Genomic DNA, 26,903 nt, shown 5'->3' on the forward strand with positions numbered 1-26,903 from the left:
CCCTCATTTAATGACTGACGGTTGGTTATGACACTTCTTCTCGAGCTGGCTCACGGCTTGCCCTGGCTCTACTTCTCGCTGGTTTTTCTCTTCTCGCTGATGGTCGGCAGCTTTCTCAACGTGGTCATCCATCGCTTGCCCATCATGCTGGAGCGGCAGTGGCATGCTGAGTATCGCAGCTATTTTGCCCCCGATGAGCAAGCCACTGCACCAGAGAGTTACAACCTGATGGTACCGCGATCCGCTTGCCCTCACTGTGGCCACGCCATCACTGCGTTGGAGAACATCCCGCTGCTGAGCTGGCTCTGGCTCAAAGGGCGTTGCCGCGATTGTCAGGCCTCTATCTCGGCCCGCTATCCCTTGGTAGAGCTGCTGACAGCCCTGCTCTCGGTGGTTGTTGCCATGGTGATGACGCCGGGCTGGGGCACCTTGGCCGCGTTATTGCTCACGTGGACGCTAGTGGCGCTGGCCTTTATTGATCTCGACAAGATGCTACTGCCTGACCAGCTCACCTTGCCGCTGCTGTGGGGCGGTTTGTTGTTCAATTGGGTTGGCGGCTTGGTACCACTGGCCGATGCGGTGATCGGGGCCATGGTGGGTTATCTGGTGCTCTGGAGTCTCTACTGGGCCTTCAAGCTGCTCACTGGCAAAGAAGGAATGGGGTATGGCGACTTTAAACTACTGGCGGCCTTGGGGGCATGGCTGGGTTGGCAAGCGTTACCGATTGCGTTGCTGCTCTCTTCACTCATTGGCGCGCTTGTTGGTATTACGTTGCTTTTGCTGCGTAAACATCAACAGGGGAAGCCCATTCCATTTGGGTCCTATTTGGCGGTGGCGGGCTGGGTCGCCTTGCTATGGGGAAATGCCCTCACCAATTGGTATCTCGATATGGTGCTGTAATTGATGTTTATTGTCGCAATAACGGGGGGGATTGGCAGCGGTAAAACCACCATTGCTAATCAATTTGCCGAGTTGGGTATTGAGATCGTCGATGCTGATGTGATTGCGCGAGAAGTCGTCGCGCCTGGTACTCCTGCGCTGGCGACTATCGTGGCGCATTTTGGTCTAAGTATCATGGATGTGGCAGGCCAGCTCGATCGCCGTTGCTTGCGTGAGCGAGTATTTGCCGACCCCTTAGCCAAAGAGTGGCTAAATGGGTTACTCCATCCGTTGATCCGCAGTGAAATGCAGCGTCAGTGCGCCGTCGTGCGATCCCCTTACTGCGTGTTAGTGGTGCCTTTGCTGGTGGAAAATAACTTAACAGCTATCGCCCATCGGGTGCTGGTGGTGGATGTGGATGAAGCGACTCAAATTGAGCGCACGTGCCATAGAGATGGTGTGACTCGGGAGCAGGCACAGGCTATTTTGGCAGCCCAAGCCAGTCGAGCACAGCGACTGGCTGCCGCAGATGACGTGCTAGACAATCAACATAGCGACAGACGAGCGATAAAAGCGCAGATCCTAGCGCTACATGAATCATATCTGGCATTTGCCTCTCAACAAGCCCGCTAACTGTGAGTAAACTAAGCGGGTTTATAGCTGGCCAGGATTAGGCATGATTTACGATTTTCCCCTCAATGAAAAAAGCCGGACTTACCTTCGTTTGGAATCTTTATTTTCCCAGATCCGCGACAATCTTGGCTGTGACCAGCCTTGGGCGCATATTGCCTTTTTCAAAGGACTGTTTGACTTACAGGAGCTGCTGGAGCGTGGCGATCTGCGGGCGGACCTTATCAAAGACTTGGAGCGGCTGGGTCAGCGTTTGACCCATTGGGCGAGCCTGCCCGACGTCGACTTAGCCCAGATTAAGCAGATGCAGCAGGAGAGTAGCCAGCTGGCCCGCAGTCTGCTTAATAGCTCGCGTCCTGGTGTGCGGCTTAAGGAAGATCGACTACTTGGCTCCATTCGCCAGCGTTTCTCGATCCCTGGTGGCTTGTGTGCCTTTGATGTCCCCCAGCTGCATCATTGGATCAATACCCCTGTCGCGGTTCGTCATCAGCAGATGCAACAATGGCTCAGTGACATCAACCTATTAATGGATGCCATCTCGCTACTACTGAGACTGTGGCGTGAGTCGGGCAGTTTCAATGAGCGCTTGGCGAGCAATGGTTTTTTCCAAGATACCGCGGAAAGTGCCGAGTTAATTCGCATCAAACTGACGGGAAACCAGCTGTGTTACCCGACCCTGAGTGGCCACAAGAATCGTTTCGCCTTACGGTTTCTCCCTAGTGCGGAGCAGCAGATCGGTGATGTGTCTTTCTTACTGGCCTGTTGCTAAGGAGTGATGATGGTGACCAAGGTTAACTGCCCCACCTGCCAAACCGAGTTAGAGTGGGGGCCTCAGAGCCCTTTTCGCCCTTTTTGCAGCAAGCGTTGCCAGCTCATTGATCTCGGTGAATGGGCTGATGAAGAAAAACGAATTCCAGGCGAGCTTAATCCTGATCTTCTGCCAGATCCGGAGGATGACCAGTGGCAATAAGCGAGCTTTGCGGCGGTTCGCGGTGAAAAAATGCGCACAGGCCAGTGCATCATGCAAGGATGAATCACACTGGCCTGCCCGTGTTTACTATTGATTAATAGCGTTCGCTCACGATCTCTTGGGGAAAGGATTTCTCACAATATTTGCACTTCATCTGTACCACCCCTTTCACTTCCCGCACTCGAAAGTAGCTCGCTACCGGCTCGTTATGAGAAATGCAGTTAGAGTTGGGGCAGTGAAAGACACCGCTGATGGATTCTGGTAGCGCTAACAGATGTTTTTTCACCACCACGAAATCTTCAATAATGTTGACGGTGGCGTTAGGGGCAAACAATGCGAGTTGATTGGCTTGTTGCTCTGTTAAGCGGGTATTTTCAATCTTGATCAGGTCTTTTTTACCCAGCGCACCCGACTTAAGGTTGAAGCCTACAGTGATCCGCTCTTGGGTTTCGATCAGCTGGAACAGCTTGAGGATCTTAATGCCCTGGCCAGCAGGGATGTGATCAATGACGGAACCGTGGTGAATCGCTTCGACTTGTAATTGATTCTTATCAGGCATGATATTCCCCTCAGACAGTTTCGTTCAGTACTAATGCCAGCAAAGCTTGGCGTGCATACACCCCATTTTCCGCCTGCTGGAAGTAATAGGCATGAGGCGTGTGATCAACGGCGACGTCAATCTCATCAACCCGAGGGAGGGGGTGCAGGATCTTCATGGTGGCTTTGGCGCCTTTTAACATCACTACATCCAGCAAAAATTTCGCAGCCATGTGCTTATATTCGGTCTCATCGAAGCGCTCTTTTTGCACCCGTGTCATGTAAAGAATGTCGAGCTCAGGCATCACCTCTTCCATCGTGTCGTGCACGCTAAATTGAATGCCTTTCTCCTCCAGCTCTTCACAAATGTACTCAGGCATGGCTAACGCTTCGGGAGAAATGAAGAAGAAGCGACAGTTGAACAAACTCAATGCTTGGGTCAGCGAGTGCACGGTTCGACCATATTTCAGGTCACCAACGAAGGCCACATTGAGGTTATCAAGGCGGCCTTGGGTTTCGTGAATAGAAAACAGGTCAAGCAGAGTCTGGGTGGGATGTTGATTCGAACCATCCCCCCCATTGATCACTGGCACACGAGAAAACTCAGAGGCAAGCCGAGCCGCCCCCTCTTTTGGGTGACGCATCACCACCGCATCAGTGTAAGACCCGATAATTTGGATCGAGTCAGCTAAGGTTTCGCCCTTCTTAGCACTGGTATTACCCCCATCTGCAAAGCCGATGACCCTTCCCCCGAGGCGTTGCACTGCCGTTTCAAACGAGAGGCGGGTACGAGTCGAAGCCTCGAAAAAACAACTGGCAACCAGCTTGTTCTGTAACAGGCTGTGGTTGGGCTCAGCTTTCAACCGCTGTGCGGTTGAGACAACCAACTCCATTTCTGGCCGCGTGAGGTCAGAGATGGAGATGACGTGTTTCTTATAGAGCGGATTGGTCATCGTCTGCACTCCCTTTGAGATGTGTTGAGGTTTTTCGGACACAAAAAAAAGCCCCTGAAACAGGGGCTTTTTTTTGAAAATGGGGATCGATCTAAGGGGGAAGCATTAACAAGAAGGGGGCAGCGTGGCTGTGCTTTCCCAGCTTGTAAGGATGTTATTTGAGTTAACAATCGCATTGCTATATCCCGACCTTATTCAAAACCGCAAGGATTATAGAGGTACTTTTAGTATTGTCAAAAAGTTATCTGCGAAATCGATTAAAAGCTGCGAACAGTAACAAACGTGTCGATATTTTTTCTTATCTTGGACCCTAAAGAGGTGATGGCTTGCTCGTCGCGTAACAGCTTATGCCGCGTTAATCGATTTTCCACGAGGGAAGAGCAGGTGAGGAACCTATATCGCTAGTGTGAACGGTAGCAGCGGCCAATCCGCCCAGTACCTTGTTAAGGGCAACTTGGTACTCTTCGTTGTCGCCAAAGGCGCCAAGGCTCCAGTTGCTGGCAAGCTCAGACATGGCACCGCCAGCGGCCCCTGCGGCAAACTTGTCACCGGTGATTTCGGCAATGGCGCCACTGGTGACGCCGTGGGCGATGGTTTTGCCTACATCACCCAACGCATTGCCGTTATCGCCAATTACCCCCGCTACCGATTTGCCTACTTGGGCCTGAATATTGGCCAACAGACTGTCTTTAAAGGCATCACCAACACTGCCACCGTTGATGGTGCTAGTGATGCCGGCGCTGATGGTGGCGTGGCCGGTCACTCGGTTAAAGGTGTCCCAACTCATCAAGTCCGCAGCACCCGGTTGGGCAAACGGGTTATTGGCTTGCTTAGCGGCACTGTCGAGCCCTGCCCATTGGTCAAAGCCGCTCAGCGCCCCAGCCGTGGCGACCGACGTTGCGAGCTGTTTGATGTTGGCGCTGCTGCCGAGGTCTTTGAGCACTGCGGAGAGGTCGCCACCGTGCAGCACCATCGACTGGGCGGCTTGGGTTGCCAGCGTGGCAAAGGCGGCATTGGCCATCGCCGTGGTCGCGGCAGTCTGTGTACTCAGTAAGGCAGCACCCGCACCGCCCGAGGCCGCCGCCACAGCAATGGCAATGACCGAGGCAACGATGGGGTTAAGGCTCTGCTGTTTGTAGTCCCACTGCTCATAGGCCTCTTGCACTGCCTCCTGCTTGACGCCCGGCAGTTGGCTGACCTGATTGACCCACGCCATCCCCGGCTCGTTGGCCAGTGCCGTGAGGTTGGCTTGCAGGTCTTCCCCTTCCCGCTGGCCCACTTGCAGCAGCACACCTTGGCCTGCGTTGATGGTGATATCGCTGCCCTCCAGCTGGTTTTGCCGCTCGGTGGTCGAGCTGGTGCCATTGCCTTGGGCGGTGACGGTGAAGCCCTTCTTCTGCTCATCTTTGCGGTAGAAGTGCTCGTCGGTCGCGGTTAACAGGTTGAGCTGGCCGTCGGTATCCAGCGCGAGGGTATCGCCGGCCTTGATGGCGCTGCCCTTGAGGGTCATATCCCCTTGGCTAGCGAGGCTGACGTTGCCAGCGGCGGTGATGGTGGTGCCTTGTGCCGTCACATCCCGCTGCTCTATCTCGGTGGTTTTCGAGCTAAAGGTGCCTTTACTCTTGCTTTTCTCGTAGTGGAACTCCTCGTTATCAGCGGTGACCAGTTGCAACTCGCCACCGGCTTGCAAGCTGGCATTGCCTAGCGCCGTGATGGTGCTGGCCTGGGCCAGTAGGTGGTTGCCTGCGCTGACGCTGACGTTATCGCCGGCTATGGTTGCGCCGACCTGAGCGGTGGTGCGGTCGATGGTGTGTTTGTTGCCTTGGCGCACATCATCGCTGGTCTGGTTCGCTTCGCTGGCCAGCAGCAGGTTATTGCCTGCGCTAAGGCTGACATCCCCTTTGGCTTCGGCCATTGAGGCTGTCAGGCTGAGGTCATTACCTGCGGTGAGGGAGAGCGCGCCCCCGGCATTGAGCTCGCTCATCAGCTGGTCGATACGCGAGAAGCGGTTTTGTCCCTCTTCCCAGCTGTGGCGACTCTCAAGGCTGTCGATGGTGATATCGTTAGCGGCCAGCAGGGTCATATTGCCGCCCGCTAGCAGCTCGGCGGCGGAGAGGTTGATATCTTTGCCCGCTTGCAACAACAGAGTGCCTGCTGACGTAATGCTGGCGGTGTCACCGATGTCGGTGCGGCTAAAGCGGGTCTGGTCGCTTAAGACTTCGGAGAGGATGCCGTTGACATCCACATGGCGCTGAGCGGTCTGGGTCTGATTGATGATGCTGCCGTTGGCGCTGGCCAAGGTCACGTTCTGGCCGGCTATCTGTCCTTGATTGAGGATGTCGTCCATTGCCAGCAAACCAAGGTTGCCGCCCGCTTGCAAGGAGCCCTGATTGGTCAGGGTAGTGCCGCTTTTGAGCGACAGGGTGCCATCGGCCAAGAAGGTGCCGCTGTTGTTGATGGCACCTGCTTTGAGGTCGATATTGCCTGCGGTGATGACGCTGCCCGTGAGGTGACGCTGGTCGGCCTCGGTCAGATAGAGCTTGGGAGCGAGCACAATCTGGCCGTTAAACCAGATTGGCTCCCACCACACCATGCTGTGGCCGAGCTGCGCCACTTGCGCGGCAGTCAAGGCGACCCCCGGCATCAAGCCCAAGTCACGCTGGTTTTGCGCCGCGTTATCAATCAGAGCGCGCATCTGGGCCAAGTCAGAGCCCATCTCGCCATTGATAAAGCGGCGGCCGGTTTGCGCCAGTACCGCATCGCGGATAACCCGAGTATCGAAGGCGGCATCGCCGAGCAGCTTGATATCGCGCTCTGGGTTGTAGCCCAGTTGGGCAAAGAAGTAGTTGGAACCTAAGAACTTGCCAGGGTCGGTCCAAACCGGGTTTTGCTCGACAGCGGGGGCGAGCGTGAGCGGCGTTCCATCGGGCAGGGCCCCTGGCTGGGCGGCGTTAATGGCTTGCCAGCTATCCCACTGACCACTCGCCTGGGCGGCGGCGGCCAGTGCTTGGTCGATATTGGCGAGGGCGGCATTGCCCGCCGAACCCAGCTCGCTGATAAGCGGATTGACCTCGATCAGGTATTGGCTATCGGGTTTATCGGTGACCACAAACAGACCATTGCCCCCGCCCGGCAGCGGATAATCCGGCAGTGGTACGCCATTGGGTTCACCCACTGGGGTAAAGGTGACCTGCTGAGCATTGGGGCCAGCCTGCCAACTGGGGCCACGCGGGCCATCGACCGCGACATTGGCAAGCTCAGGGCGAGGAGTGGTGCTGGAAACCGGCCCCGCATTGGCTTTGATGGTGACGTTGTCAATCATACCGGCCACGGTGCCGGTTAAATTACCACCTGCGGAGATCAGGGCGTTGAAGGTTTTGCCCTCGACCCGTTCAGAATAAACGCTGTTATCCCTTGGGGCGTAGCCATCCCCAAACACGGCACCAGCATCGTTGGGCTGATCCCAAGAAAAGAAATAATCTACGTATTCATAAATCCCGCCAGCTTGGTAGCTGCGATTATACAGCGTGTCTGCATCGATATTGATATTGCCGCCCGCCAGAATCTGGCTAGCATCATTCTCAACTTGCTGTGCGTTAATGGTGATGTTTGACGTCGATAGCAGCATTGCTGACGGGCTATCAGCTAGTACACTCATCCCGCCCTTGGTCAAGTACAGCCGTAATTGATCTGCCGCAATTTTTCTGGCCTTGTATAGGCCCTTTGCATAGTCACCATCATTTATTGCGGCTGGGTATACCATGACTTCATCAGCGCTAAGAGAGTTTCTCATATCATCAAACTGCTGATAGGTAAAACCATAGTCACGGCCAGGCTGTGCTTTAAATTCGTCAAAAGAAACGCAGGTGTCGGCGTATGATAACCAGCAGGCATCTGTGGCAGTCATATCTGCCAAGGATATGAAAGCGGGGATCGTAAGTTCCGGTGCTACCGTAAACTGAAAATCAATACGGGTGGGTTCATCTTCTCTAATGCTCCATACAGCCTTTTTATTAATAACCTGTTGGGCTGATAGTGTTAAATCACCATTCCCCGCATCAATGGTCCCCGAGGCATTAATAAGCTGGCCGTTATTGACCTTCAGTGCGGCGCCTTGTTCAGCTAATAGCGTGCCGTATTGATTAGTTAGGTTACTGTTGGCGGTCAGCGACAGATGGCCACCGCTATACAGAGTGCCTTCGTTATAAAAAGAGTCACCTAGCCACTGTTGGTTCCCCACACTGGCGATCATGCCGCTATTGCGTAGTGCGCCGTTGGTATCAAGGCGTAGCGTATTGCCTGCTTGCACACTGCCGCTGTTATCTAGGCTGCTGGCGCTCAGTTGCAGGGTGCCATTGCTGATAAGCTGGCCTTGATTGTCGAGGGCGCCGCTGGTGGTGGCGCGCAGGCCACTGCCTGCCACCCACTGGCCCCGGTTTTGCCAGTCACCTTGTACGTCCAGTTCAAGCTGATTGTTGGCACTGATGTTCCCTTGACTGGTCAGGCTGCTGCCGACCTTCAACGCTAGATCGCCGCCAGAGAGCCATTGGCCAATCTGGGTCACGCGCTCGGTATCGATCCCTAACTGGCGGCCTGCCAGCAGTTGGCCGCTACCATCGAGGGTGGCACTGGTGACCAGCAGTTGGCGCAGGCCAAACAAGATGCCGGCACTGCTGAGGGTGTCGGTGCTGGTGAGCGCGAGGTTATCGGCACTGATCAGGCCGCCGCTCTGGTTATGCAGGGTCTGGCCACTGACACGCAGGGTGCCTTGTGCCACTAATTGACCCGCGTTATCTAGCTGCGCCACGTCTAAGGTGCCATCGGTCTGGCTGCGCAGTTGGGCCCCTTGTGTGTTGCTTAACGCGTTGAGGGTCAGGGTTTGTGCCCCTGCCTGCCACTGGCCAAGGTTGTCGAGCCGCTCGCCAGCCAAGGTCAGCTGGTTGTGCGCCAGCACGCTGCCTCGGTTGCTGGTGTGGTTGGCTTGCAGCTGGATATCGGCGGCTTGCAGTTGGCCACGGTTATCAAGCTGTTGGCCCTGATAGCGAAATTGTCCGTCGCTCAGCCACTGACCTTGCTGAGTGACGGTGCGAGCCATGACCACGCTGCGGCCTGCGATGATGTCGCCTTGCTGGTCTAGGTGATCCGCGCTGATGTTGAGGGTCTGTTGGCCCATCAGCTTGCCCAACTGCTGCAACATGCCTTGCACGCTAAGCGTGACATTGGCCTGTCCCAGCAGCTCCCCGCGCTGAGTCAGGCGGTTAGCGGTGATGCGAATATCTTGGTGACTACTGACACGCCCCGCCAGATCGGCGTGGCCGCTGAGGGTCGCCGCGATGGCGCCTGCTGCTTGGGTGTTCCCACCTACTTGCCAATCCTGTGCCTGTACCGTGAGTGCGCCGCCAGTCACCAGATCGCCAAGCTGGGTTAGCTGGCGGCTGGTCAGGGTGGCCGCTGTGCCTGCCTGCCAGCGTCCTGCCATCTGCAGGGTAGGGGCGGTGACGGCCAGTTGGCTGCCTGCTATCACCTTGGCACTATCACTGCTGGCAAGGGCGGTGCTGGCATTCAGGCTAAGCCCCGCCAGCGCGGCCAAGGTGCCGCCCAGCTGCAGGGTGTCGCCGCGCAGGGCCGCACTCTCTTTGGCCAACCAAGTGCCACCTTGCGCCAGTTGGTTGGCGTTCACATTGAGCGTTTTCTCTGCATAGAGGTCGCCGTTACCCTCCATGCGCACAGCGTTGATCGCAATCTGATTGGCGTTGATGCGGCCATGGTGTTGCAAGGTGCCGCTCAGCTGTAGGGCGGCATCTTGCAAGGTGGTAAGGGTGCCATTGAGGGTGGCATTGCTTGCTGCAAGTTGCAGTGTGTTGCTGTCGCTACGGCCGCTCAAGCTGAGCTGTTCAGCACTCAGGGTGAGGGCATCGTCGCTGTAGAGCTGGCCATCGACGTTAAGGGTCGTCGCTCGCAGGGCGAGCGGACCTTTGGCCGAAAACATGCCTTGCCCAGTCAGGGTGGTGGCATCGATGGTCAGGGCGCTATTGCTGGCGGTGACGCCGGTTTGCCCTTGGGTTACGGTGTCAGCCTTGAGGTGCAAGGCCTCTCCCGCTACCCATTTACCGTGATTGGTGAGCAGCGAGCCGTGCAGGGCAAGGGTGGTGCCCGCTGCCGTGGTGCCGCTGTTGGTGAAGGTGCCGGTGGTGATAGCCAGCGCTAAGCCGCTGATCAGCTGGCCACTGTTGAGTAAATGGGGGCTGGTCAGGCTCAGGGTGCCCCCAGCCTGCAACCGGCCTTGATTGTCTAAGGTATCGCTGGTGATCTGGCCCGTTTGCGCCGCGACAAGCTGGCCGCTGTTGCGCAGCGCATTAGCGTGCAGGGTCAGTGCATTTGCCGAGACCGCACCACCATTGACAAATTGCTTGCCCTGATAGCGCAGCAGCGCATCACTGGCTAAGGTGCCACGGTTAAGCAGGGTCCCGATGGCTAACCCCATCTCCCCTTTCGCGGCCCATGTTCCTTCTTGCACGGCCTCACGCGCGCTGACGTTGAGGTTAGTTTGAGCAAGCAATTGCCCCTGCTGACCACTGGCTATCTGGTCTGCTGTCAGTGTGACCTGTTCCCCCTGCAAGGTGCCATCAAGCGCCAGTTGCTGGGCGTTGAGGGTGACGTGCTGGCCTTTGGTGATCCCACTGAGTAGCAGCAGTTGGCTGCCGATGGTGAGGGTGCCATCACTGATCAGTTGCCCAGCAGAAGCCATGTCACGCCCAGTGAGGGCAATACCATCGCGGCCAAGCAACATGCCACGGTTATCTAGTCGGTCTGTGCCAAGGGTTAACCGAGCGCCCCCTAGGGTGCCGCTATTGAGCAGCGCGCCCTGATTGGTGATCGTCAAAGCGTCTTCGCTCACCACCTTACCTTGGTTGGTCAAGGTGCTGCTGTTCAGGGTCAATGGCCCCTTACTGAGCAATTGTGCCGTTGGGCCATTGGTGAGCTGAGTGAGGGTGAGTTCGCCATGACCATCAGCCGAGAGGGTACCCTGATTATCGAGTTGGTCACCGTGCCAGCTCAGTTGCCCCTGACTGTGCATGGTGCCTTGCTGGGTGGCTCGATCGGCTTTAACGGTCAGAGCTTGCCCCGCCGTTACGCTGGCCTCGTTAGTGAGTTTTTTACCATTTATGGCTATTTGCTGGCCTTGCATCCTGCCAGACAGGGCGATCTCATCAGCGGTGATCTCGACCCGTGCCTGACCTTCAAGGTTGGCCTCTTTACTTTGCACCCAGCGCTGACCGCCCTTGACGGTCAGCGAGCCCGCCGCAGCCAAGGTGCCTTGCAAACTGGCCGCCTCGCTAGCGGTAACGGTTACGCCGCCACCACTCTGTTGACGGCCGGCAAGGGTCACGGTGTTACCTGATAGCGCTAGCTGCTCGGCTGCGCTTAGCTCACCACGCTGCACAAGGGCTGTTGTTGCCGCCACATTGATAGTACGAGCGTCCACTTGACTGGCTGATACCGTGACTTGCTTGCCTGCGAGCTTGGCACTGTCGGCCGCTAACTGGCTTTGCGAGAGGTGGATGTCGCCCGCAGCACTAGCCGTTAGCGCCCCCTGTGCCGCCAGCTTACCGCCCAGCGCAACATTCCCTTTCGCCGCGAGGGTGAGATCGCCTTGGGCTGCACTGTCTCGCAGCCGGATGGCACCATTGGCATCCAGGGTTAAGTCGCCCTGCTTGGCCACTACGTTGGCCAGATTGATCCCGACCCCTTGCTCACTGGACACCAGTCGAATTTTATTGGCATACATGCCACCGAGCGCTGCGCCGTCGATGGCAATGGTCGGGGTGGGCCCGGTGCCTGCTTGCGCCGTCACCTCACCAGTTTGGCGATCGATGCGGTTTGCACCTGCCACCACATTGACGGTCTGGCCATGGAGGGCGCCATTCAGTTGCAGCGCCCGCGCCATCAAGTCAACGGAATCTTGGCGGCTGGCATCAAGCCCCTTGCCGCCCACGGTCAGGGTGCCCTGTTTAACATCCAGTGCTTGCAGTTGCCCCTGTGGATCCAACACCGGCTTACCGGTGGAGAGCGTCACATTGGGGGTGTTAATAAAGCCGCAGCCATCGCAGGTGAGGCCATTGGGGTTGGCGATCACGACGCCGGCTTGCTGGCCTGCAACTTCCAGATAGCCTTGTAGCTGCGACGGATTGGCGCCCACTACCTCATTGATGATGAGATTGGCAGCCTGACCAGTGAGATGGGGGTTGTTTTGAATCAGCCCGCCCAGCTGGGTCTGGGTCAGCTGACCGGTGGCATTGTTGAGAATGGCGCCCGCCTGGCCGACGTTAAAATCCTGATAGCGGTTGTGCGAGACCCCTGCCCCGTTGGGGGTGGCGATGTCAACGATGGGTACTCCATTCCCCGCTTGATTGAGGGTGGTGTTGCCGGTGGCCACGGCAATGCCTTCAGCAAAGGCAGGATGAGCTGGCTGCAGCGCCATCATCAGGCAGAGTTGGTATACAACGGCGCGACATACCCGTGAGAATTGGGGGGGCGTTACTGTTATTGATCCCGGTTGTTTCATGGTCATTGTTACTTATCCGCACGGTGTTACTGAGCCAAACGGCTTAGTTTGGTTGCCTGATGGAGGCGCTCATACGCCAGTGACGCCAGCCATTAGTAGGGCAGGTCAATCACCTCGTGTTGGTTCGTCTGCTGATGGGTCGGTGGACCCGATTAAAAGGGCACTGTTGCTCGGTAATAGAGCACCCAGTCGTCAGCATCGAGCCAGTCTGGGGCGCTTAACGGGAACCCCACGCTGATATTGCCGGTAAAGTAGCGATAGCGTTGCTCCCAGCCGATCGCGGTGCCCACCAAGTCGTGCCAGCCATCCCCTTGTTCCGCCATGTCGACCCGGCCCATGTCCAGTGCCAGCCAGCTACGCCATTGACCGAGCCAATGGGGGACAGCGCCTTGCCAGCTCACTTCGCTACGCAGGTAGCCGCCCACATCGCCGCTGATGCTCTGTTCTTTAAACCCACGTACCGAGGCATCCCCGCCAAGGGAGAGCCGCTCCACGCTGTAGAGTCGATCCGATGTCCATTGGCCATTGAGGGTCGACAGCCAGCCCCACTGCTCGCCTGCGGTGCTGTAACTGCCAAACAGTCCCCATTTTGTAAACTGGGCTTGCGGCCACTGGGCCGCTCGGCCGTGGTCGCTATCTGCGCCGAACCAGTCAGTACCCAGCGTCAGGGCTGGGTTAAGAGTGAAGAAGTGGCGATCGACACGGGTAGCCAGATTGGTACCCAGTCGCAGTGAGGAGAGCTGATAGCTGCTGGTGTCGAGCAGTTGATCCATGATGAAGTTGCGACTCTGGCGGTGGGTGATGCCAAGCACGCCCGCTAACTTGGTCTGGCCATCCCGATACAGGGTGTGGGTCAGGTTTCCGGTGGTGGTGCGGGTATCGCCACGACTGTCATAGATAAACCCTCGTGACCGCAGATCGTTACGGTAATCGCTGTACTGGTAGCCCACATCAAACAACCAGTAGCCATACGGCAGACTGATCCCCGCCTGCCAGTTGCTGGCCTGGTGGCTAGGGCGCCCATCGGTGCTGCGGGCGGCCGCCAGTGTCCACTGTTCGGCCAGTGATAACAGATTGTCGGCGCTAAGCGAGAGCCGCCCTTGCTCTGCTCCGGTGCTGTTTTGGCCACTGTTGTCAAACTCCAGGTTGCCTTGCCATGGCACGCCTTGGCTGCCGTTGAGGTTGACAATAGAGTGGCCGGGCAGGGTGCCGGGCTGGATATCAAGTTGATAGGAGAGCGAGCGCAGCCGCGAGAGCTGATCTACCCCTTGTTCTAAATCCCGCAAGTTGAGCACTTGGCCAATCAACCCCGGAAAGAGAGTGCGGGTGATCCGATCTGGCTGGCCATTGACCCTGATGGCCTCGATGCGACCTTCCAGTATCGCGATGGTCAGGGTCCCCTGTGCCAGATCCTGCTCTGGCAAGAAGGCGCGGCTGGTCACCCATCCTTGTGCCACATACCACTGACTGGTGTCTCGGATCAGCTGATTGATCTGGGCGAGCCCCATGCAGCGGTTTAAGTACGGGGTGGCAAGACGGTGCTGTTGATCTTCGGTCAGCTGTGAGGCGCCATCAAACTGGATCTTGGTCACCTGAAAGCAGGGGCCTGATGCCTCGCTGGCTGGGCCTGTCGGGGTGATAGGCAACACCTGCTGGCGGGAGACCTCATCCCGCTGGCGGGCCGCCTCTTCAAGCAATGCCCGTTGGCGCTGCTCAATGTCCTGTTGCTCGGCAGGGGAGGCCGCCAAGGCTACCGCCCCCACGGATGCCAAGATCAGCGGGAGTATAACAAGGCGCCCGATGGAGAGTTGGCGCAGGACAAAAGGGATCATCTGTGTGTATAGCCTACATAGGTGAAACGGAGGTGAGGCGAGTGGTTACACCGCAACGTTAGCTCGCCACCACGTTCACTAAGGGCAACGACCAAGGGAGGGTGACGCATCACGATTTTGGCGGGGGATTAGATAGAAACTGAGGAGAAAATTCAATCAACGAAGAAGGGGATTTGTCACAATTGACGAAGATTCAGATAAATCTTACGAAAAAGTAATTATTAATAATTTCATCTATTAACGCGGCCCCACGGCCCGTTTTATCTGCTGTTCTCCATCGGCTAGGGATGGCTTGTCACCGTTCCTGGCTCGTGTTGGTTAAGCGACGCTGTTTTTCACCTTGCGATAAAAATGAAAATCAATATCATTCACATGCCAGTTTTGTGAGCCCTCATAATTACAATAAAATCAATAACTTTTTGCCTTAAGGCTACTATTGCAGAGTCAACATTGAATATGCAGCACACTCGTTTTAGCAGCGCGCTCGCCGCGCTGGCACTGCTTGGCACAGGTAACAATGCCCATGCTGCCGATGAAACCATCACGGTCGTTGGCAAGAAATCGCAACATCAGGAAGTGGCCACCGCCACCCGCACCAACACACCTGCTAAGCGGGTGCCCCAGACCATCGACAGCGTCTCGGTCAGCGAGTTGACCGCCTTTGGTCAACCGACCCTGAGCGAAGCGCTGACCGGCATCCCCGGGGTGAACGCCAGCGGCGATACCCGCTTTGATAGCGTCAACATCCGTGGGTTCAGCGCCAGCAGTGATTTCTATCTGGACGGTTTTCGGGACGATATGCAGTACACCCGCGACCTTGGCAATATCGAGCGAGTCGAGGTGCTCAAAGGGCCGGCGGCGGTGCTCTACGGCCGTGGCAGCACGGGCGGGATCGTCAACCGGATCAGCAAAAAACCGCACAAGGGGCAGCAATCTAGCGTCAGCGCCCAGGTCGGCAGTTTCGACAGCCAGCGGCTGGCCGCCGATCTCAATGGCGAGGCAAACGAGCAACTGCAACTGCGGTTGAACGTGGCACAGGAAGATAAAAATAGCTTTCGTGACGGCGTGCAGAGCAAGCGTACCCTGCTGGCGCCCTCGGCTAACTGGGCGATCCGCGACAACCTCAACTGGCTGGTACAGTACGAGCGTAACGAGCACGATCGCACCCCAGATCGCGGCATTCCGGGGATGAATGGTCGCCCCGCCAACGTACCCCGTGAATATGTCTACAGCGATACTAGCCGCGACTTCATCGACGACGTGGCGCAATCGACCCGATCTAGTCTCACTTGGGATGTCAACGAGCAGTGGCAGCTGCGCCAGCAACTGAGTTACATCACCCTCGATAGCCAGTTTGACAATACCTATGTCACTGGGGTGAGAGGGGATCAGGTCACCCGCTCCCGTTGGCAGCAAGATCTCAAGGCCAAGAGCCTGATCAACAACATCGAAGCGGAAGGTTTGCTGCAAACCGGCCCCGTTGAGCATCGGCTGCTGGTTGGTGTCGAGCTGAGCTCTCAACAGCGCACCCCCAAGCTCTACCAAAATGCCACCCCGATCCCTGCGGGCAATCTTTATGAGCCGGGCGCGCTGCCGAGCTATAACGGCGCCATGAGGTTATCCAGCGATGCCCAGCATCGGGTGCGCGGTAATGGCCTCTATCTGCAAGATCAACTGACCCTTGGCGATTGGCAGCTGGTGGCCGGTCTGCGCCGCGATGATTTCACCGTGACCAGCCGCCGCCATGACCTGAATAAGGAAGAGACCCGCTCAGTCATCAGCCTTAGTCCGCGTTTGGGGTTGGTATGGAGCCCGCTTGAGGATCATGCGTTCTACACCTCCTACAGCAAGACCTTCACCCCAGTGGGGGGCGAGCTGATCGGTCTGACCCCAGGCGATCAAAACAACAATCTCGACCCTCAGAACACCCGGCTCTATGAAGCGGGTGTGAAAAGCGACTGGTTGGCCGGTCATGTCGCGACCACCCTCTCGATTTATCGACTGGAAATGTACAACAAACGCACCAGAGACCCACTCGATCCGACCAAAATCCTGCTCACTGGGTTGCAACGTACCGAGGGGATCGAGTTAAGCGCTCGTGCCGAACTAACCGACCAGATCTACCTGCGTGGCGGCATTGCTATTCAAGATGCCGAACAAGTCAGGGCCGAGGCCAACTTGCAGGGCAAACGCCCGGCTAACGTCTCCCGTCACAATGGCCAACTCTATGTTGGTTACAAAAGTGGTGAGCAGGGTTGGTTCGGTGAAACCGGCGTGACAGCGGTAGGCGATCGCTTCGCCGATAATGCCAATGCCACCGTGTTGCCCGGCTATGCCCGCCTCGATGCGCGGGCCGGTTACCGCTGGCAACAATGGGAAGCCGAGCTGAGTGCCGAAAACCTGACTGACCATGAATACGTCGTGAGTGCTACCAGCGCCAACCAGATCATGCCGGGCACCCCTCGTCAGCTGATCTTAAGTGGCAGCTACCGCTTCTGATCACCATATGGTAATCATCCCCGGCCAGCGTTTGCTGGCCACTTTTTTAGGCGTCTGGGTTAGGCGCCACCATTATTAGGTAACACCGCAGATGCTCAAACACCGCCGAATCCCCCTTCATAACAATAAATGGGTACGCCGCATTCACGCTTGGGCTGGGTTTGCCACCCTCGTCCTGATGCTGATTTACGGCATCACCGGGCTCTGGTTGCAGCATCGCGCCGTGCTGCCGATCCCCGGCCCGCACACCGATAAATCCAGCGAACTGATCACCCTAACGCAGCCCCTTGCCAGCCCAGATGCCCTCAAAGCGCTGCTGCAACAACGCTACCCTGATAACTTCGAGCAGAGCCGGACCATGCTCACCCCTGCTCAAACACTGCCAACCCCGACCGGGGAGTTGACCCTACCAGCCCGCTGGGAGATCCGAGGGGCCAGCCTGAGCCAGACGGTCGCGGCGAGCTATGTGGCGGGCACCTTGCAAGTGCGCACCGAATTGCAGCAAGCCAACTTCGCCGCCAGCCTCAATCGCCTGCATCGCGGCATGGGCACCGGCCTTGGCTGGCAACTGTTTGGCGATCTGGCTGCCATCGCCCTGCTGCTGCTGGCCCTCACCAGCCTGTTTATGTGGACCAAGCTGCACGGCCACCCCCGCATCGTGATCCTGATTGGCACCGCTGGCGCCCTCGGCACCCTGCTGTTTGCTCTGTGGGGATAGCGAGCCCCGGCAGACCTGCGCCGCGCACCGTAAATGAAAGCGCACCGCAAATGGAATGGAAGCGCCCTGCGATGAAAGCGCAGCTAGCCGGACCGTACACGGGTAGCGCCGCACATCGGTATGGCGGCGTAAGGTGATGGGATCAAGGGCGCGGGCCGTTAGCCATGGCCCCGTGGTGTGATTGAGTAGGGCGCGGCATTAGGGGCTGCTGTCACTTGGCGAGCGGTAATAGCCCCTTGCCCTGCGGCCAGCTTTACCACCCCAAAAATGGCATCTAGCATCGCAACTCCTTGTCATAAAACAAAAAAACATCAGCAATGACGTGCAGAGAACCCCGTTTTATCTGTCCCAGACCATCAGGTTCTCTGGCTCAATGTGAGACAAACAGTTTGACTATCCTGTCGACTGGACATAGTCTTATCCGCAACACGACCCCGGCCTCTTGGTTGCTTCGCAACTTACGCTGGGGTTCTTATTTGGTGGATTTACCACCACTCCTGCCAGTTCTCTATGTACCCCATGTTTGCCAACCCCAGCTTGCGCACCGACTTTTGTGTGGGGAACGTCAGCAGATGATCCCGCAGGCGCAGATGCCACAGGGTATTCGGGCAAATCACCTTGAGTAGATGCCGTGTGATGGCCAGCAACACGAATGGCTTGGCCAGCCGCTCATCATCTTTTGCCAGAAAATCGCACCATTGCACCTCTCTTGGCTTGGGCAACTTCACCTGCGTCGTTACGTTGCGGTTCCAGAGGCGGCTATGATGGGCGCAGATATTGCGCAGGTAACTGAGGCCGTAGATCCAGCTGGCAAACACCTGCCAGTCCAGACCGTATTTGCTGGCGATATGCTGCTGATCCGACACCTTCATCATGCCGATCAGCTGCGAGATGGCGCCAAAATCAAACACCTCCACCGCCACCCAGATCGGCAGCTCCTCACCATGGCGCTGATGGTAGTGGCGCACAAAATCCTCTTTGGAGCGCTTTACCAGCCCCCGGTATTTCTCCATCCACGCCTCAAAGCGGGTCTGGTGACTTCCCCTGAATGCGGGCTGCCGGATAAAGCTGGGGTGGAAGTAGCTGCGATCGAGGTGAGCAAAGGTATTTCGCTTGCCAAGGAGATAGGCAAGATCGACCCGCAAGGCCACCTCGATCCGCTCCAGCGCATCCACTACCAACAGGCGCAGCTTCTTGTCGAACAGATAGAGCTCCACCGCATCCAACAGATGGGTGTCGGGGCAAAACTGGTCGGTCGCCCGGGTCTCCCGTTTGCTTTCCCCCTCAGCCGCGGGCTCAAAGCGGCGAAACGGGTACCAGTAGCCGCTTAAACGGTAATAGCCGATCCGCTCCAGATAGCTCAGTGCGGCATCCCGGTCGGTGACCGTGATACCGCGCCCAATCAGCTGATCCAGTTGCTGTTGATAGCTAAGCCAAGGGCGAGCGAAGGGCATCAGGCAAGGGCTCCTGCCACCAGCGACTCGGCCAAGGCAAGTTGGGTCTGCTGGCTGGTTTGCAGGCGGGATTTTAGTTGATCGCAGAGGGTCATTAGTTGATTTATTTTTTTGATTATCTCTCGTGACTCAAGCATCGGTGGCAAAGCAATAACCAAATTTTGAATTTGAACTCTTGAAACATTTTTCATTGAGCTGCTTGTCCCACCTGCGACTTTTGCATAGTAGGTTCGAGAAAAAGCAGAGTTATTAACCAGATTGATGTAATCAGCCAAAATAGATTTAGAAAATTTAAATCTAATGATTTTGTCACTCATCATCAAATAAGGCGGAACTTCGTCTGGAACAACAACGGCTCTTGCAACTAATTCAGCGGTGTTAGCACGAGAAATAAGAAAATCACCTGACTGGACTTCATATTCAGGTTTAGGTTCAAGAGCATTAGGCAATACTTTGTTTTCATCAGGTTTAAATGTACCCCATGTCACGGCACTAACCTTAAGCACACCCCAATTTTTATTTTCTCTTGGGTTGGCTTCACATTGAGGGCTCCAGCCAGCCTCTGATGATAATGCCAAATCATTCAAGCGACACCATTCCCATCCATTAGGTAATTCAAACGGTTTTTCTTCTTCGCTGATTGCAGGAAGCGGTTTCTCTTTTTTAATTTTCTTCTCTTTGACCAGCCGCGCCTTTTCGGCAGCGATGCGCTCCAGCAAAGCTGCGGCTGGTTCATCGCTCAGGTCTTGCGGTACCAGCTTGCCCATTACCGCCAGTTGCAGGATGGTCTGTTTTAAGGCGTCGATGCTGGCTTCGGTGGTAAAGAGAGTATCGAAGTGAGTGCTGAGCCGCGCCCAGTTTTGGCTTAACTCCTCGGCATCGCAGGAGTCTGTCAGTGAGCCCTCAGCGGCAGCCGCAGGCTGCAATAAAGCGCCGAGCAGGGTCTCAACCAGCGTCTGATGGGCCGCCAACTGCGATTCGCTGCACTGCTCCAACTGGTCGCAGAGGGCCATTAATTCATCGACTTTGGCAACGATGCGTTGTTGCTCAAAAAGCGGAGGTAATATAAATGGATTTATTGAAAACTCATCAAAAACCAAGCTTTCCACTGTAGTTCCGACTTTAGTTAAATTTTTTAAAATGTATTGCTCAAATCCTTTCATCATTAAATGAATATACGGAGTCAATCCACAATCAAATGGTTGCAATACTTTTAAATCTTGATTCACTGTACATGTGACAGTTGTAATGGCAACGGGGAATTTCCTTCTCAAGATTCCACTTCTCGCAACAAATAATAGCGAATTTGGTTTTACCAAAGTAAGTCCATCATCAACTGCAAGATCTGTTACGTAATCTTCTGATTCAATTATGTAGTCAACTTTCATATCCTTTGGTGTCACCCAAGGAATATCCCCCCCCCAATAATCTGACTTCATTTTACTAGGTGTTTTCCCACCAAAAAAAACACCTAGTTCAGAGAGTCGACACCACTCCCATCCCTCCGGTAATTCAAACGGCTTCTCTTCTTCACTAATTTCCGGCATGGCTTTGGGCTTTTTGATTTTGCCCTCTTTCACCAGCCGCGCTTTTTCGGCGGCAATCCGTTCCAGCAGGACGGAGGCCGGTTCATCGCTGGGGTCTTGTGGTACCAGTTTGCCGCGCACGGCCAATTCCAGAATCAGCTCACGCAGCTTTTTGATGCCGGTCAGCTCCAGCTTGCTACTGCTGCCGCGTCCGGCACTGCTTTTGGGGCGCACCGCCGCCGTCCAGAGATCCAGATGGTCGGTGATCAGGGTATCGATAGGGTTCATGGGGTGGTTCCAAAGTCAGTCGCAGCGATTGCCGGGGTCAGCATGTTGATGATCAGGCGGATCAGGGTCTCTTTTTGTGCTGGGGCCGACTCGGCTACCAACAGGGTCAGGGCCGCTAGCCCGCTGTCGTTGATGATCGGCTCGCCACTTGCCAGCCACAGCGCCTGATTGCGATAGAGAAAATCGACAAACAACAAGGCGGCGCTGCGCTTGTTGCCATCGGTAAAGGGGTGGTTTTTCACCACAAAATAGAGCAGGTGTGCGGCCTTGCTCTGCACGGTGGGGTAGGCGCTCTGGCCAAATACGCTCTGACCAAGGTTACCGAGCAGGGCGGCCAGTCCGTCGCCGCGTGGACGGGCGAACAGCTCGGTGGCTTCACCGCGCGCCATCAGTTGGGCTTTTAGCTCGCCGAGCGCCTGCATGGCTTGCTCGGGGGCCAGCAAGATGCCGCCCTCGGTGCCGGTCGGCTCGGTCAGTAGCCCTTCGTCATAGCGTTGTAGCCAGAGAAAGGTTTGGGTGTAGCGGCTAATAATTTCCACCAACCCCCGACCACTGGCGAGGCTAAGCCCATCGCCACGGGCCGCCTTGCGCACCAGTGCCAGTGCTGCTTCCAGTTCGCGGGCATTTTGCTCAAAGCGCTGACGATTGAGGGTGTAGCCGTTGATCAGGTGCTCTTTTAGCAGCCTTGTGGCCCACTGGCGAAAGCGCACCCCTTGCGGTGACTTGACCCGATAGCCCACTGAGATGATGACATCGAGGGAGTAGAGGGTCACCGGCTTGTCACTGCCAGCAATATGCACTTTTTGCATATTGCCTGCGACAGGCAGCTCGCCATCCCTAAATACATTGCGGGTATGGCGGGAGACCACCGATTGATCGCGGGCAAACAGGTCTGCCAGTTGGGCCTGATTGAGCCAGACGGTCTCTTGTTGCAGGGTGACGGCAATGTCGCCGTTCTCCCCCTCGAAGATGGCGATCTCTTGAGTGGTCTCATTCATGGCGTTGATCTGCCCCGTTCTTGCCAAGCGGCACGGTGATCGGCAGCACCTCGATAAAGTGCGACCAACTTAATTGTCGCGACAGCGTCGCGACAATCTCTTGTTCGGGAAAGGCTTGATAGAACTGCATCATTTTACGCAGACTTTTTTCATTAAAGCCTTTGCCATATTCCTCGGTCAGTTGCTTGGCGATCTGTTTTACCCACTGCTTGGCGTAGTCTGCCCGTTGGTTGTTGAGCATGTGGTGTTGCAGGGTGTGGCCGAGCTGCCAATAGAGCAGGGTCATCTGTGCGTTAACGTGCACCTGTACTTGCTGCTTGGCTGTGGTGATCAGCTGCTTTAACTCAGCAATGAGCTGATGATGGGGTAACCGATCGACGGGATTGCTCATTATGCGGCTCCGCGTTGTTCACCTTTGCCTTGCGCTGGATGTATTACCCGCAGGGCGGTGGTCTGAGTCATGTTGTTGGTTGCTGGCCTTTGTTGTCTGGTGGCCCACTGGCGAAAGCGCACCCCTTGCGGTGACTTGACCCGATAGCCCACTGAGATGATGACATCGAGGTTGTAGTGTTGGGTATCGTAGCTTTTACCATCGCTGGCAGTTGTCCGGAAATTCCGGACAACTGCGCTCTCTTCAAGCTCGCCCTCTTTAAACAGGTTGCGAATATGCTCGGAGATGGTGCGTTTGTTTTTGGCAAACAGGCCTGCCAGTTGGGCCTGATTGAGCCAGACGGTCTCTTGTTGCAGGGTGACGGCAATGTCGCCGTTCTCCCCCTCGAAGATGGCGATCTCTTGAGTGGTCTCATTCATGGCGTTGATCTGCCCCGCCTTTGCCCAAGGCATCACCCAGAATGGCTTGTAGCTGGTCACGCAGGGTCTGGATCTCGGCCTGTTCTGTGGCATAGCGCGCCAGCAACTCGTCGGGATCGTGGCTTATCTGCTCGCCGACATGGGGGTTTTTAATATCGAGGTTGAAGTTACGGGCCACAATCTCGTCGATGCTGACCTTCCACGCCTGTTCGTTCTCAACCCGGGCGGCAAAGCCGTCTGCCTCATCGCCCCACCAAGCGATCTCGGCGTCAAACTCCTCGAACTTCATCGGCTTGGTTTTGCTGTAGCTCTTTACCCCAGCCGGATAGGGGTGCTCGTAGAACCACACCTCTTTGGTGGGTGCGCCCTTGGTGAAGAACAGGATATTGGTCTTGATGCCGGTATAGGGGGCAAACACCCCGTTGGGTAGCCGCACTATGGTGTGCAGGTTGCACTCACTGGTCAGCAGTTGTTTGATCTTGGTTTTGACCCCTTCGCCAAACAGGGTGCCATCGGGCAGCACCACGGCGGCGCGCCCGCCCTTGCCATCTGTTGCTGGGGCGAGCACCTCGATAATCAGCTGCAAGAACAGGTCGGCGGTTTCGCGGGTGCGCAGATCGGCCGGGAAGTTCTGCTCGATGCCATCCTCTTCAGTACCGCCAAAGGGCGGGTTGCTGAGGATCACATCGATATTGCTATCCCAGCTCGACAGCGGTTTGTCGAGGGTGTTGCCGTGGCGAATTTGCACCGGCACCTCGATGCCGTGCAGCAGCATATTGGTGGTGCACAGCAGATGGGGCAGCTGCTTCTTCTCGACCCCGAGGATCTGCTGCTGCAAGGTCTGATGGTCGGCTGAGGTCTCGACATAGTGCGCTTTGACATGATCGAAGGCGCAGGCGAGAAAGCCGCCGGTGCCACAGGCCGGGTCCATGATCCGCTCGCCGAGTTTGGGGTCGATGCGGTTGACCATAAAGCGGGTGACGGCGCGGGGAGTGTAGAACTCGCCCGCGTTACCGGCACTTTGCAGATCGCGCAGGATCTGCTCGTAAATGTCACCAAACAGGTGGCGCTCGCTGCTGTCGGTAAAGTCGATTTCGTTCAGCTTGTTGATCACCTGCTTAAGCAGGGTGCCGTTTTTCATGTAGTTAAAGGCATCTGAAAACGCCTCTTTCACCACATAACCACGGGGGTTGAGGCTGATACTGGCGGGCAGGTTTTTTAACGAGTCGAACAGATCGTTGTTGACGAAATCGAGCAGGGCATCGCCGGTCAGCCCTTCGCTATCGGCCGCCCAGTTGCGCCACAGGAAACGCTCGGGGATGGGGCAACGGTAGTTATCCTGCTCAAACTCCAGCTCCTCTTCTTGGGCGTCGAACACTTTCAAAAACAGCAGCCAAGAGAGCTGACCGAGGCGCTGGGCATCGCCGTCGATGCCGGCGTCTTTGCGCATGATGTCTTGAATGGATTTGATAACTGAGCTGATGGATGACATGTGCTTCTCTGCTTGTTACTAAAGGGTGACGAATACCGGGGTGAATGCGTCGGCAATATCAATAAACACAAGCGGCCATGATTGCCATGGCCGCTTGGTGGTACGGTGGCCGCCTTGGTGTCAGGCGTGCCGGTAAATCTCTTGCTCCAGCTCGGTGATGGCCTGCTCGAACTGTTTGGCGCCACCAAAGCCCTTCTTGGCCAACTCCAGCGGGCGGCCCAGCTCGGTAAAGGGGGCCACTTTTAGCGCATCTTTGGTCTCAATCTCGATCACCCCCTGATCGGCATATTTATCGAGCAGGCGGGTCAATACCCGCTGGGCGGTGTCGTTGTATTTGGTGAAGTAGTTGCGCTTTTTGACGTTGTTGGCCCGCTCGCGGCGGGTCAGCGGCGGCTGATCGTATACCACATGGCAGATAAGGTCGAACGGGTCGAGATCCCTACCCACTTCCTGCTCCAACACCTCCCACAGCACGCCCGCCTGTGCCAGCTCATCCATGATGGCTTGCTTGCGCTGCGCCCCTTGCCAGCGTTTGCTGAACGCATCGAGGGTGGCAAACTCCTTGAGCAGGGTCTTTTTGGTGTAGTCCTTGAAGGATTCGGTCACCAGCTTGCCATCGGCATCGTAATACTGCACCCGCTTGGCCATGACGCTGACCGCCACGCCGTTGACATAATACTTGCTGACCCCTGGCTCGGGGTCGCCCAGCGGGCCTGCACCCTGACCCCCTGCGCCGCACTCAGTGCCACACTGACCACCATCACTATCGGTTGTGTAGTGGTTGGGATCCTCATCGATCCCAAGGGCAAACGGATCGTTATGATCGCCGGGTTGATCGGCTGGCAGTGGATCGGCGCCGTCAATGAGATCGCCCAGATCATCATCGGGGTTGTTGATGTCGGCTGGGCTGACCACCATGACCCGCTCCGGCTCGCCATCGAAACGGGGATCAGCAAACAGCTCGGTGGCCTTCTTGAAGTCAAGAATGGTAAACCAGAGCTTGCCGTACTTGTCGTCGATACGGGTGCCACGGCCGATGATCTGTTTGAACTTGGTCATGGACTGGATGTGTTGATCCAGCACCACCAGCTTGCAGGTCTTGGCATCGACGCCGGTGGTCATCAGCTCGGAGGTAGTTGCGATGACCGGATAGGGCTTTTTCGGGTTGATGAAGTTCTCAAGCTGGGCCTTACCCAACTCATCATCGCCGGTGATTTTCATCACGTAGCGATCGTCCTTGGCCATCTGTTCCGGGTTGAGGTTGACCAAGGCCCGCCGCATCCGGTCGGCATGATCGATGTCGTTGCAAAACACGATGGTCTTGGCCATCGGGTCAGTTTTCTTGAGGTAGTTGGTGATGGTTTCGGCCACCAGCTGGGTGCGCTCGTCGATCACCAAAGCGCGGTCGAAATCCTGCTGGTTATAGATGCGGTCTTCAATCTGGTTGCCCTGTTTGTCCAGCTGCCCTTTGGTAGGACGCCAGCCCTGCAAATCCACATCGATATCGACCCGCACCACCTTGTAGGGGGCAAGAAAACCATCTTCGATCCCCTCTTTCAGGGAGTAGCTATAAACAGGGTCACCGAAGTAATCAGTGCTGGAGACGGTCTCGGTCTCTTTGGGGGTGGCGGTGAGGCCAATCTGGGTGGCCGATGAGAAGTATTCGAGGATCTCGCGCCACGCGCTGTCGTCGGCGGCGCTGCCCCGATGGCACTCATCCACCACGATCAGATCAAAAAAATCAGGGGAGACCTGCTTGAAGGCTTTCTGTGATTCTTCTGGCCCAGTGAGCGCCTGATAGAGGGCAAGATGGATCTCATAGGCAGGATCGACAGTGCGCCCAGTAATCCTGGTCATGGCCGAGCCGAAGGGCTGGAAGTCATTGATCTTGGTCTGATCCACCAGAATGTTGCGATCAGCCAAAAACAGGATGCGCTGCTTGGCCCCCGCCTTCCACAAACGCCAGATGATCTGAAACGCGGTGTAGGTTTTGCCAGTGCCGGTGGCCATCACCAGCAATACCCGATCCTCACCTTTTGATATGGCTGCCACGGTCTTGTTGATGGCTTGCAGCTGGTAGTAGCGGGGAGTTTTGTCACTGCCATCGGAGTAGTAGTCTTGGCTGATGACGGGCAACTGCGCTTGGCTGTAGCCCTTCCACTGACAAAATCTGTCCCACAGCTGGCTTGGGCTGGGGAAATCCGCCAGCGCCAGCTCGGATTCCAGCTTGGCTGAGTTGGTCTTGTCATGAAAGATAAAGCCATCGCCGTTGCTGGCGAACACGAACGGCACATCCAGCAGGCGGGCATAATCGAGCCCCTGCTGCATCCCCTTACCAATCTCATGCCGGTTGGCTTTGGCCTCGATCACCGCCAGTGGCAAGCCCAGCTTGTGATAGAGCACGATATCGGCCGATTTGACCTTCTTGCGGGCGGCCAGCTGGCCGCGCACCACCACTTTGCCATCCCGCAGTTTCACCTCGTGGCGGATCTGGGTCAGATCGTCCCACCCCGCCGCTTTGATGGCGGGCAGCAGGTATTTAGCGATGATGTCAGCTTCGCTGAGCGTGGCTTTGTTGATCTCGACCATGAACCGTTTCCGTTTGCGGGACAGATTGCGCGAGATTGTCTCACAACCGCCCTTTGGATGGCTTGATCTGAGACTCAAAAACACGATGACTCTGTGCCGAGTGGGGCATCGGCGGCACCAATTTTAAACATATGCTGGCAACTAATGCTGGCAATAGCCCAT

General features: G+C 56.4%; 18 protein-coding genes. 6 read left to right on the top strand and 12 right to left on the bottom strand.

Translation table 11 applies throughout. The annotated features are described in order from the left end of the window. The first annotated feature begins 27 nt into the window (after window positions 1-27). The 4 genes from CUC53_RS04890 to yacG are packed head-to-tail and all read left to right on the top strand — an operon-like array spanning window position 28 to window position 2,479. A complete protein-coding gene (locus CUC53_RS04890; protein ID WP_100293112.1) occupies window positions 28-900 on the top strand; it encodes a prepilin peptidase in 873 nt (290 codons plus the stop codon). Window positions 901-903: 3 nt separating this feature from the next. Beyond that, a complete protein-coding gene (gene coaE, locus CUC53_RS04895; RefSeq protein WP_100293113.1) occupies window positions 904-1,512 on the top strand; it encodes a dephospho-CoA kinase in 609 nt (202 codons plus the stop codon). A 43-nt stretch (window positions 1,513-1,555) separates the two neighbouring features. Further along, window positions 1,556-2,278, top strand: a complete 723-nt coding sequence (zapD, locus tag CUC53_RS04900) for a cell division protein ZapD (RefSeq protein ID WP_100293114.1) — start codon at window positions 1,556-1,558, stop codon at window positions 2,276-2,278. Between the two features lie 9 nt (window positions 2,279-2,287). Beyond that, the gene (gene yacG, locus CUC53_RS04905) at window positions 2,288-2,479 is read left to right on the top strand and encodes a DNA gyrase inhibitor YacG (protein ID WP_100293115.1); all 192 of its coding nucleotides are present in this window, start codon (window positions 2,288-2,290) and stop codon (window positions 2,477-2,479) included. Window positions 2,480-2,573: 94 nt separating this feature from the next. Here the strand turns inward: yacG and pyrI are convergent, their stop codons facing one another. From pyrI to CUC53_RS04925, 4 genes are all read right to left on the bottom strand, one after another. Beyond that, the gene (gene pyrI / locus CUC53_RS04910) at window positions 2,574-3,038 is read right to left on the bottom strand and encodes an aspartate carbamoyltransferase regulatory subunit (RefSeq protein WP_100293116.1); all 465 of its coding nucleotides are present in this window, start codon (window positions 3,036-3,038) and stop codon (window positions 2,574-2,576) included. 10 nt (window positions 3,039-3,048) lie between these two features. Then, a complete protein-coding gene (gene pyrB, locus CUC53_RS04915) occupies window positions 3,049-3,969 on the bottom strand; it encodes an aspartate carbamoyltransferase (RefSeq protein ID WP_100293117.1) in 921 nt (306 codons plus the stop codon). 355 nt (window positions 3,970-4,324) lie between these two features. Then, entirely contained in the window at window positions 4,325-12,541 is an 8,217-nt protein-coding gene (locus CUC53_RS04920) for a two-partner secretion domain-containing protein (RefSeq protein ID WP_100293118.1), read from the bottom strand. Between the two features lie 146 nt (window positions 12,542-12,687). Beyond that, window positions 12,688-14,367: a ShlB/FhaC/HecB family hemolysin secretion/activation protein gene (locus CUC53_RS04925; protein WP_100293119.1), complete on the bottom strand. Its 1,680-nt coding sequence runs from the start codon at window positions 14,365-14,367 to the stop codon at window positions 12,688-12,690. A gap of 456 nt (window positions 14,368-14,823) precedes the next feature. Here CUC53_RS04925 and CUC53_RS04930 point away from each other — a divergent pair, with 456 nt between their 5' ends. Both CUC53_RS04930 and CUC53_RS04935 read left to right on the top strand, forming a co-directional pair. Then, window positions 14,824-16,866, top strand: coding sequence for a TonB-dependent receptor (locus CUC53_RS04930; protein ID WP_100293120.1), 2,043 nt, complete (start codon window positions 14,824-14,826; stop codon window positions 16,864-16,866). 91 nt (window positions 16,867-16,957) lie between these two features. After that, window positions 16,958-17,584, top strand: a complete 627-nt coding sequence (locus CUC53_RS04935) for a PepSY-associated TM helix domain-containing protein (RefSeq protein WP_100293121.1) — start codon at window positions 16,958-16,960, stop codon at window positions 17,582-17,584. Between the two features lie 158 nt (window positions 17,585-17,742). Here the strand turns inward: CUC53_RS04935 and CUC53_RS19445 are convergent, their stop codons facing one another. The 8 genes from CUC53_RS19445 to hsdR form a co-directional block, all read right to left on the bottom strand. Continuing rightward, a complete protein-coding gene (locus CUC53_RS19445) occupies window positions 17,743-17,865 on the bottom strand; it encodes a hypothetical protein (protein WP_272896755.1) in 123 nt (40 codons plus the stop codon). 204 nt (window positions 17,866-18,069) lie between these two features. Continuing rightward, window positions 18,070-19,038 carry an Abi family protein gene (locus tag CUC53_RS04940; protein ID WP_100293122.1) on the bottom strand — a complete coding sequence of 323 codons (969 nt, stop codon included), beginning with the start codon at window positions 19,036-19,038 and terminating at the stop codon, window positions 18,070-18,072. Continuing rightward, entirely contained in the window at window positions 19,038-20,852 is a 1,815-nt protein-coding gene (locus tag CUC53_RS04945) for a restriction endonuclease subunit S (RefSeq protein WP_100293123.1), read from the bottom strand. The genes CUC53_RS04940 and CUC53_RS04945 overlap by 1 nt, the downstream gene beginning before the upstream one ends. Then, the gene (locus CUC53_RS04950) at window positions 20,849-21,850 is read right to left on the bottom strand and encodes a virulence RhuM family protein/type II toxin-antitoxin system death-on-curing family toxin (protein WP_100293124.1); all 1,002 of its coding nucleotides are present in this window, start codon (window positions 21,848-21,850) and stop codon (window positions 20,849-20,851) included. The genes CUC53_RS04945 and CUC53_RS04950 overlap by 4 nt, the downstream gene beginning before the upstream one ends. Beyond that, window positions 21,843-22,241 carry a DUF1016 N-terminal domain-containing protein gene (locus tag CUC53_RS04955; protein ID WP_201796715.1) on the bottom strand — a complete coding sequence of 133 codons (399 nt, stop codon included), beginning with the start codon at window positions 22,239-22,241 and terminating at the stop codon, window positions 21,843-21,845. The genes CUC53_RS04950 and CUC53_RS04955 overlap by 8 nt, the downstream gene beginning before the upstream one ends. Next, window positions 22,241-22,660, bottom strand: coding sequence for a virulence RhuM family protein (locus tag CUC53_RS04960; RefSeq protein WP_100293125.1), 420 nt, complete (start codon window positions 22,658-22,660; stop codon window positions 22,241-22,243). Before CUC53_RS04960 ends, CUC53_RS04955 begins: the two co-directional genes overlap by 1 nt. Then, window positions 22,653-24,152: an N-6 DNA methylase gene (locus CUC53_RS04965; protein WP_100293126.1), complete on the bottom strand. Its 1,500-nt coding sequence runs from the start codon at window positions 24,150-24,152 to the stop codon at window positions 22,653-22,655. The genes CUC53_RS04960 and CUC53_RS04965 overlap by 8 nt, the downstream gene beginning before the upstream one ends. 120 nt (window positions 24,153-24,272) lie before the next feature. Then, the gene (hsdR, locus tag CUC53_RS04970) at window positions 24,273-26,741 is read right to left on the bottom strand and encodes an EcoAI/FtnUII family type I restriction enzme subunit R (RefSeq protein ID WP_100293127.1); all 2,469 of its coding nucleotides are present in this window, start codon (window positions 26,739-26,741) and stop codon (window positions 24,273-24,275) included. Window positions 26,742-26,903 lie beyond the last annotated feature (162 nt).

Source organism: Aeromonas cavernicola (assembly GCF_002795305.1).
GTDB lineage: Bacteria > Pseudomonadota > Gammaproteobacteria > Enterobacterales > Aeromonadaceae > Aeromonas > Aeromonas cavernicola.

Coding starts and splice junctions, on each gene's coding strand:
- pyrI (WP_100293116.1), bottom strand. CDS start 3,038: ATGCCTGATAAGAATCAATTACAAGTCGAAGCGATTCACCACGGTTCC.
- CUC53_RS04950 (WP_100293124.1), bottom strand. CDS start 21,850: ATGAATGAGACCACTCAAGAGATCGCCATCTTCGAGGGGGAGAACGGC.
- CUC53_RS04890 (WP_100293112.1), top strand. CDS start 28: ATGACACTTCTTCTCGAGCTGGCTCACGGCTTGCCCTGGCTCTACTTC.
- hsdR (WP_100293127.1), bottom strand. CDS start 26,741: ATGGTCGAGATCAACAAAGCCACGCTCAGCGAAGCTGACATCATCGCT.
- zapD (WP_100293114.1), top strand. CDS start 1,556: ATGATTTACGATTTTCCCCTCAATGAAAAAAGCCGGACTTACCTTCGT.
- coaE (WP_100293113.1), top strand. CDS start 904: ATGTTTATTGTCGCAATAACGGGGGGGATTGGCAGCGGTAAAACCACC.
- CUC53_RS04935 (WP_100293121.1), top strand. CDS start 16,958: ATGCTCAAACACCGCCGAATCCCCCTTCATAACAATAAATGGGTACGC.
- yacG (WP_100293115.1), top strand. CDS start 2,288: ATGGTGACCAAGGTTAACTGCCCCACCTGCCAAACCGAGTTAGAGTGG.
- pyrB (WP_100293117.1), bottom strand. CDS start 3,969: ATGACCAATCCGCTCTATAAGAAACACGTCATCTCCATCTCTGACCTC.
- CUC53_RS04945 (WP_100293123.1), bottom strand. CDS start 20,852: ATGAACCCTATCGATACCCTGATCACCGACCATCTGGATCTCTGGACG.
- CUC53_RS04965 (WP_100293126.1), bottom strand. CDS start 24,152: ATGTCATCCATCAGCTCAGTTATCAAATCCATTCAAGACATCATGCGC.
- CUC53_RS19445 (WP_272896755.1), bottom strand. CDS start 17,865: ATGCTAGATGCCATTTTTGGGGTGGTAAAGCTGGCCGCAGGGCAAGGG.
- CUC53_RS04920 (WP_100293118.1), bottom strand. CDS start 12,541: ATGACCATGAAACAACCGGGATCAATAACAGTAACGCCCCCCCAATTC.
- CUC53_RS04925 (WP_100293119.1), bottom strand. CDS start 14,367: ATGATCCCTTTTGTCCTGCGCCAACTCTCCATCGGGCGCCTTGTTATA.
- CUC53_RS04940 (WP_100293122.1), bottom strand. CDS start 19,038: ATGCCCTTCGCTCGCCCTTGGCTTAGCTATCAACAGCAACTGGATCAG.
- CUC53_RS04960 (WP_100293125.1), bottom strand. CDS start 22,660: ATGAATGAGACCACTCAAGAGATCGCCATCTTCGAGGGGGAGAACGGC.
- CUC53_RS04955 (WP_201796715.1), bottom strand. CDS start 22,241: ATGAGCAATCCCGTCGATCGGTTACCCCATCATCAGCTCATTGCTGAG.
- CUC53_RS04930 (WP_100293120.1), top strand. CDS start 14,824: ATGCAGCACACTCGTTTTAGCAGCGCGCTCGCCGCGCTGGCACTGCTT.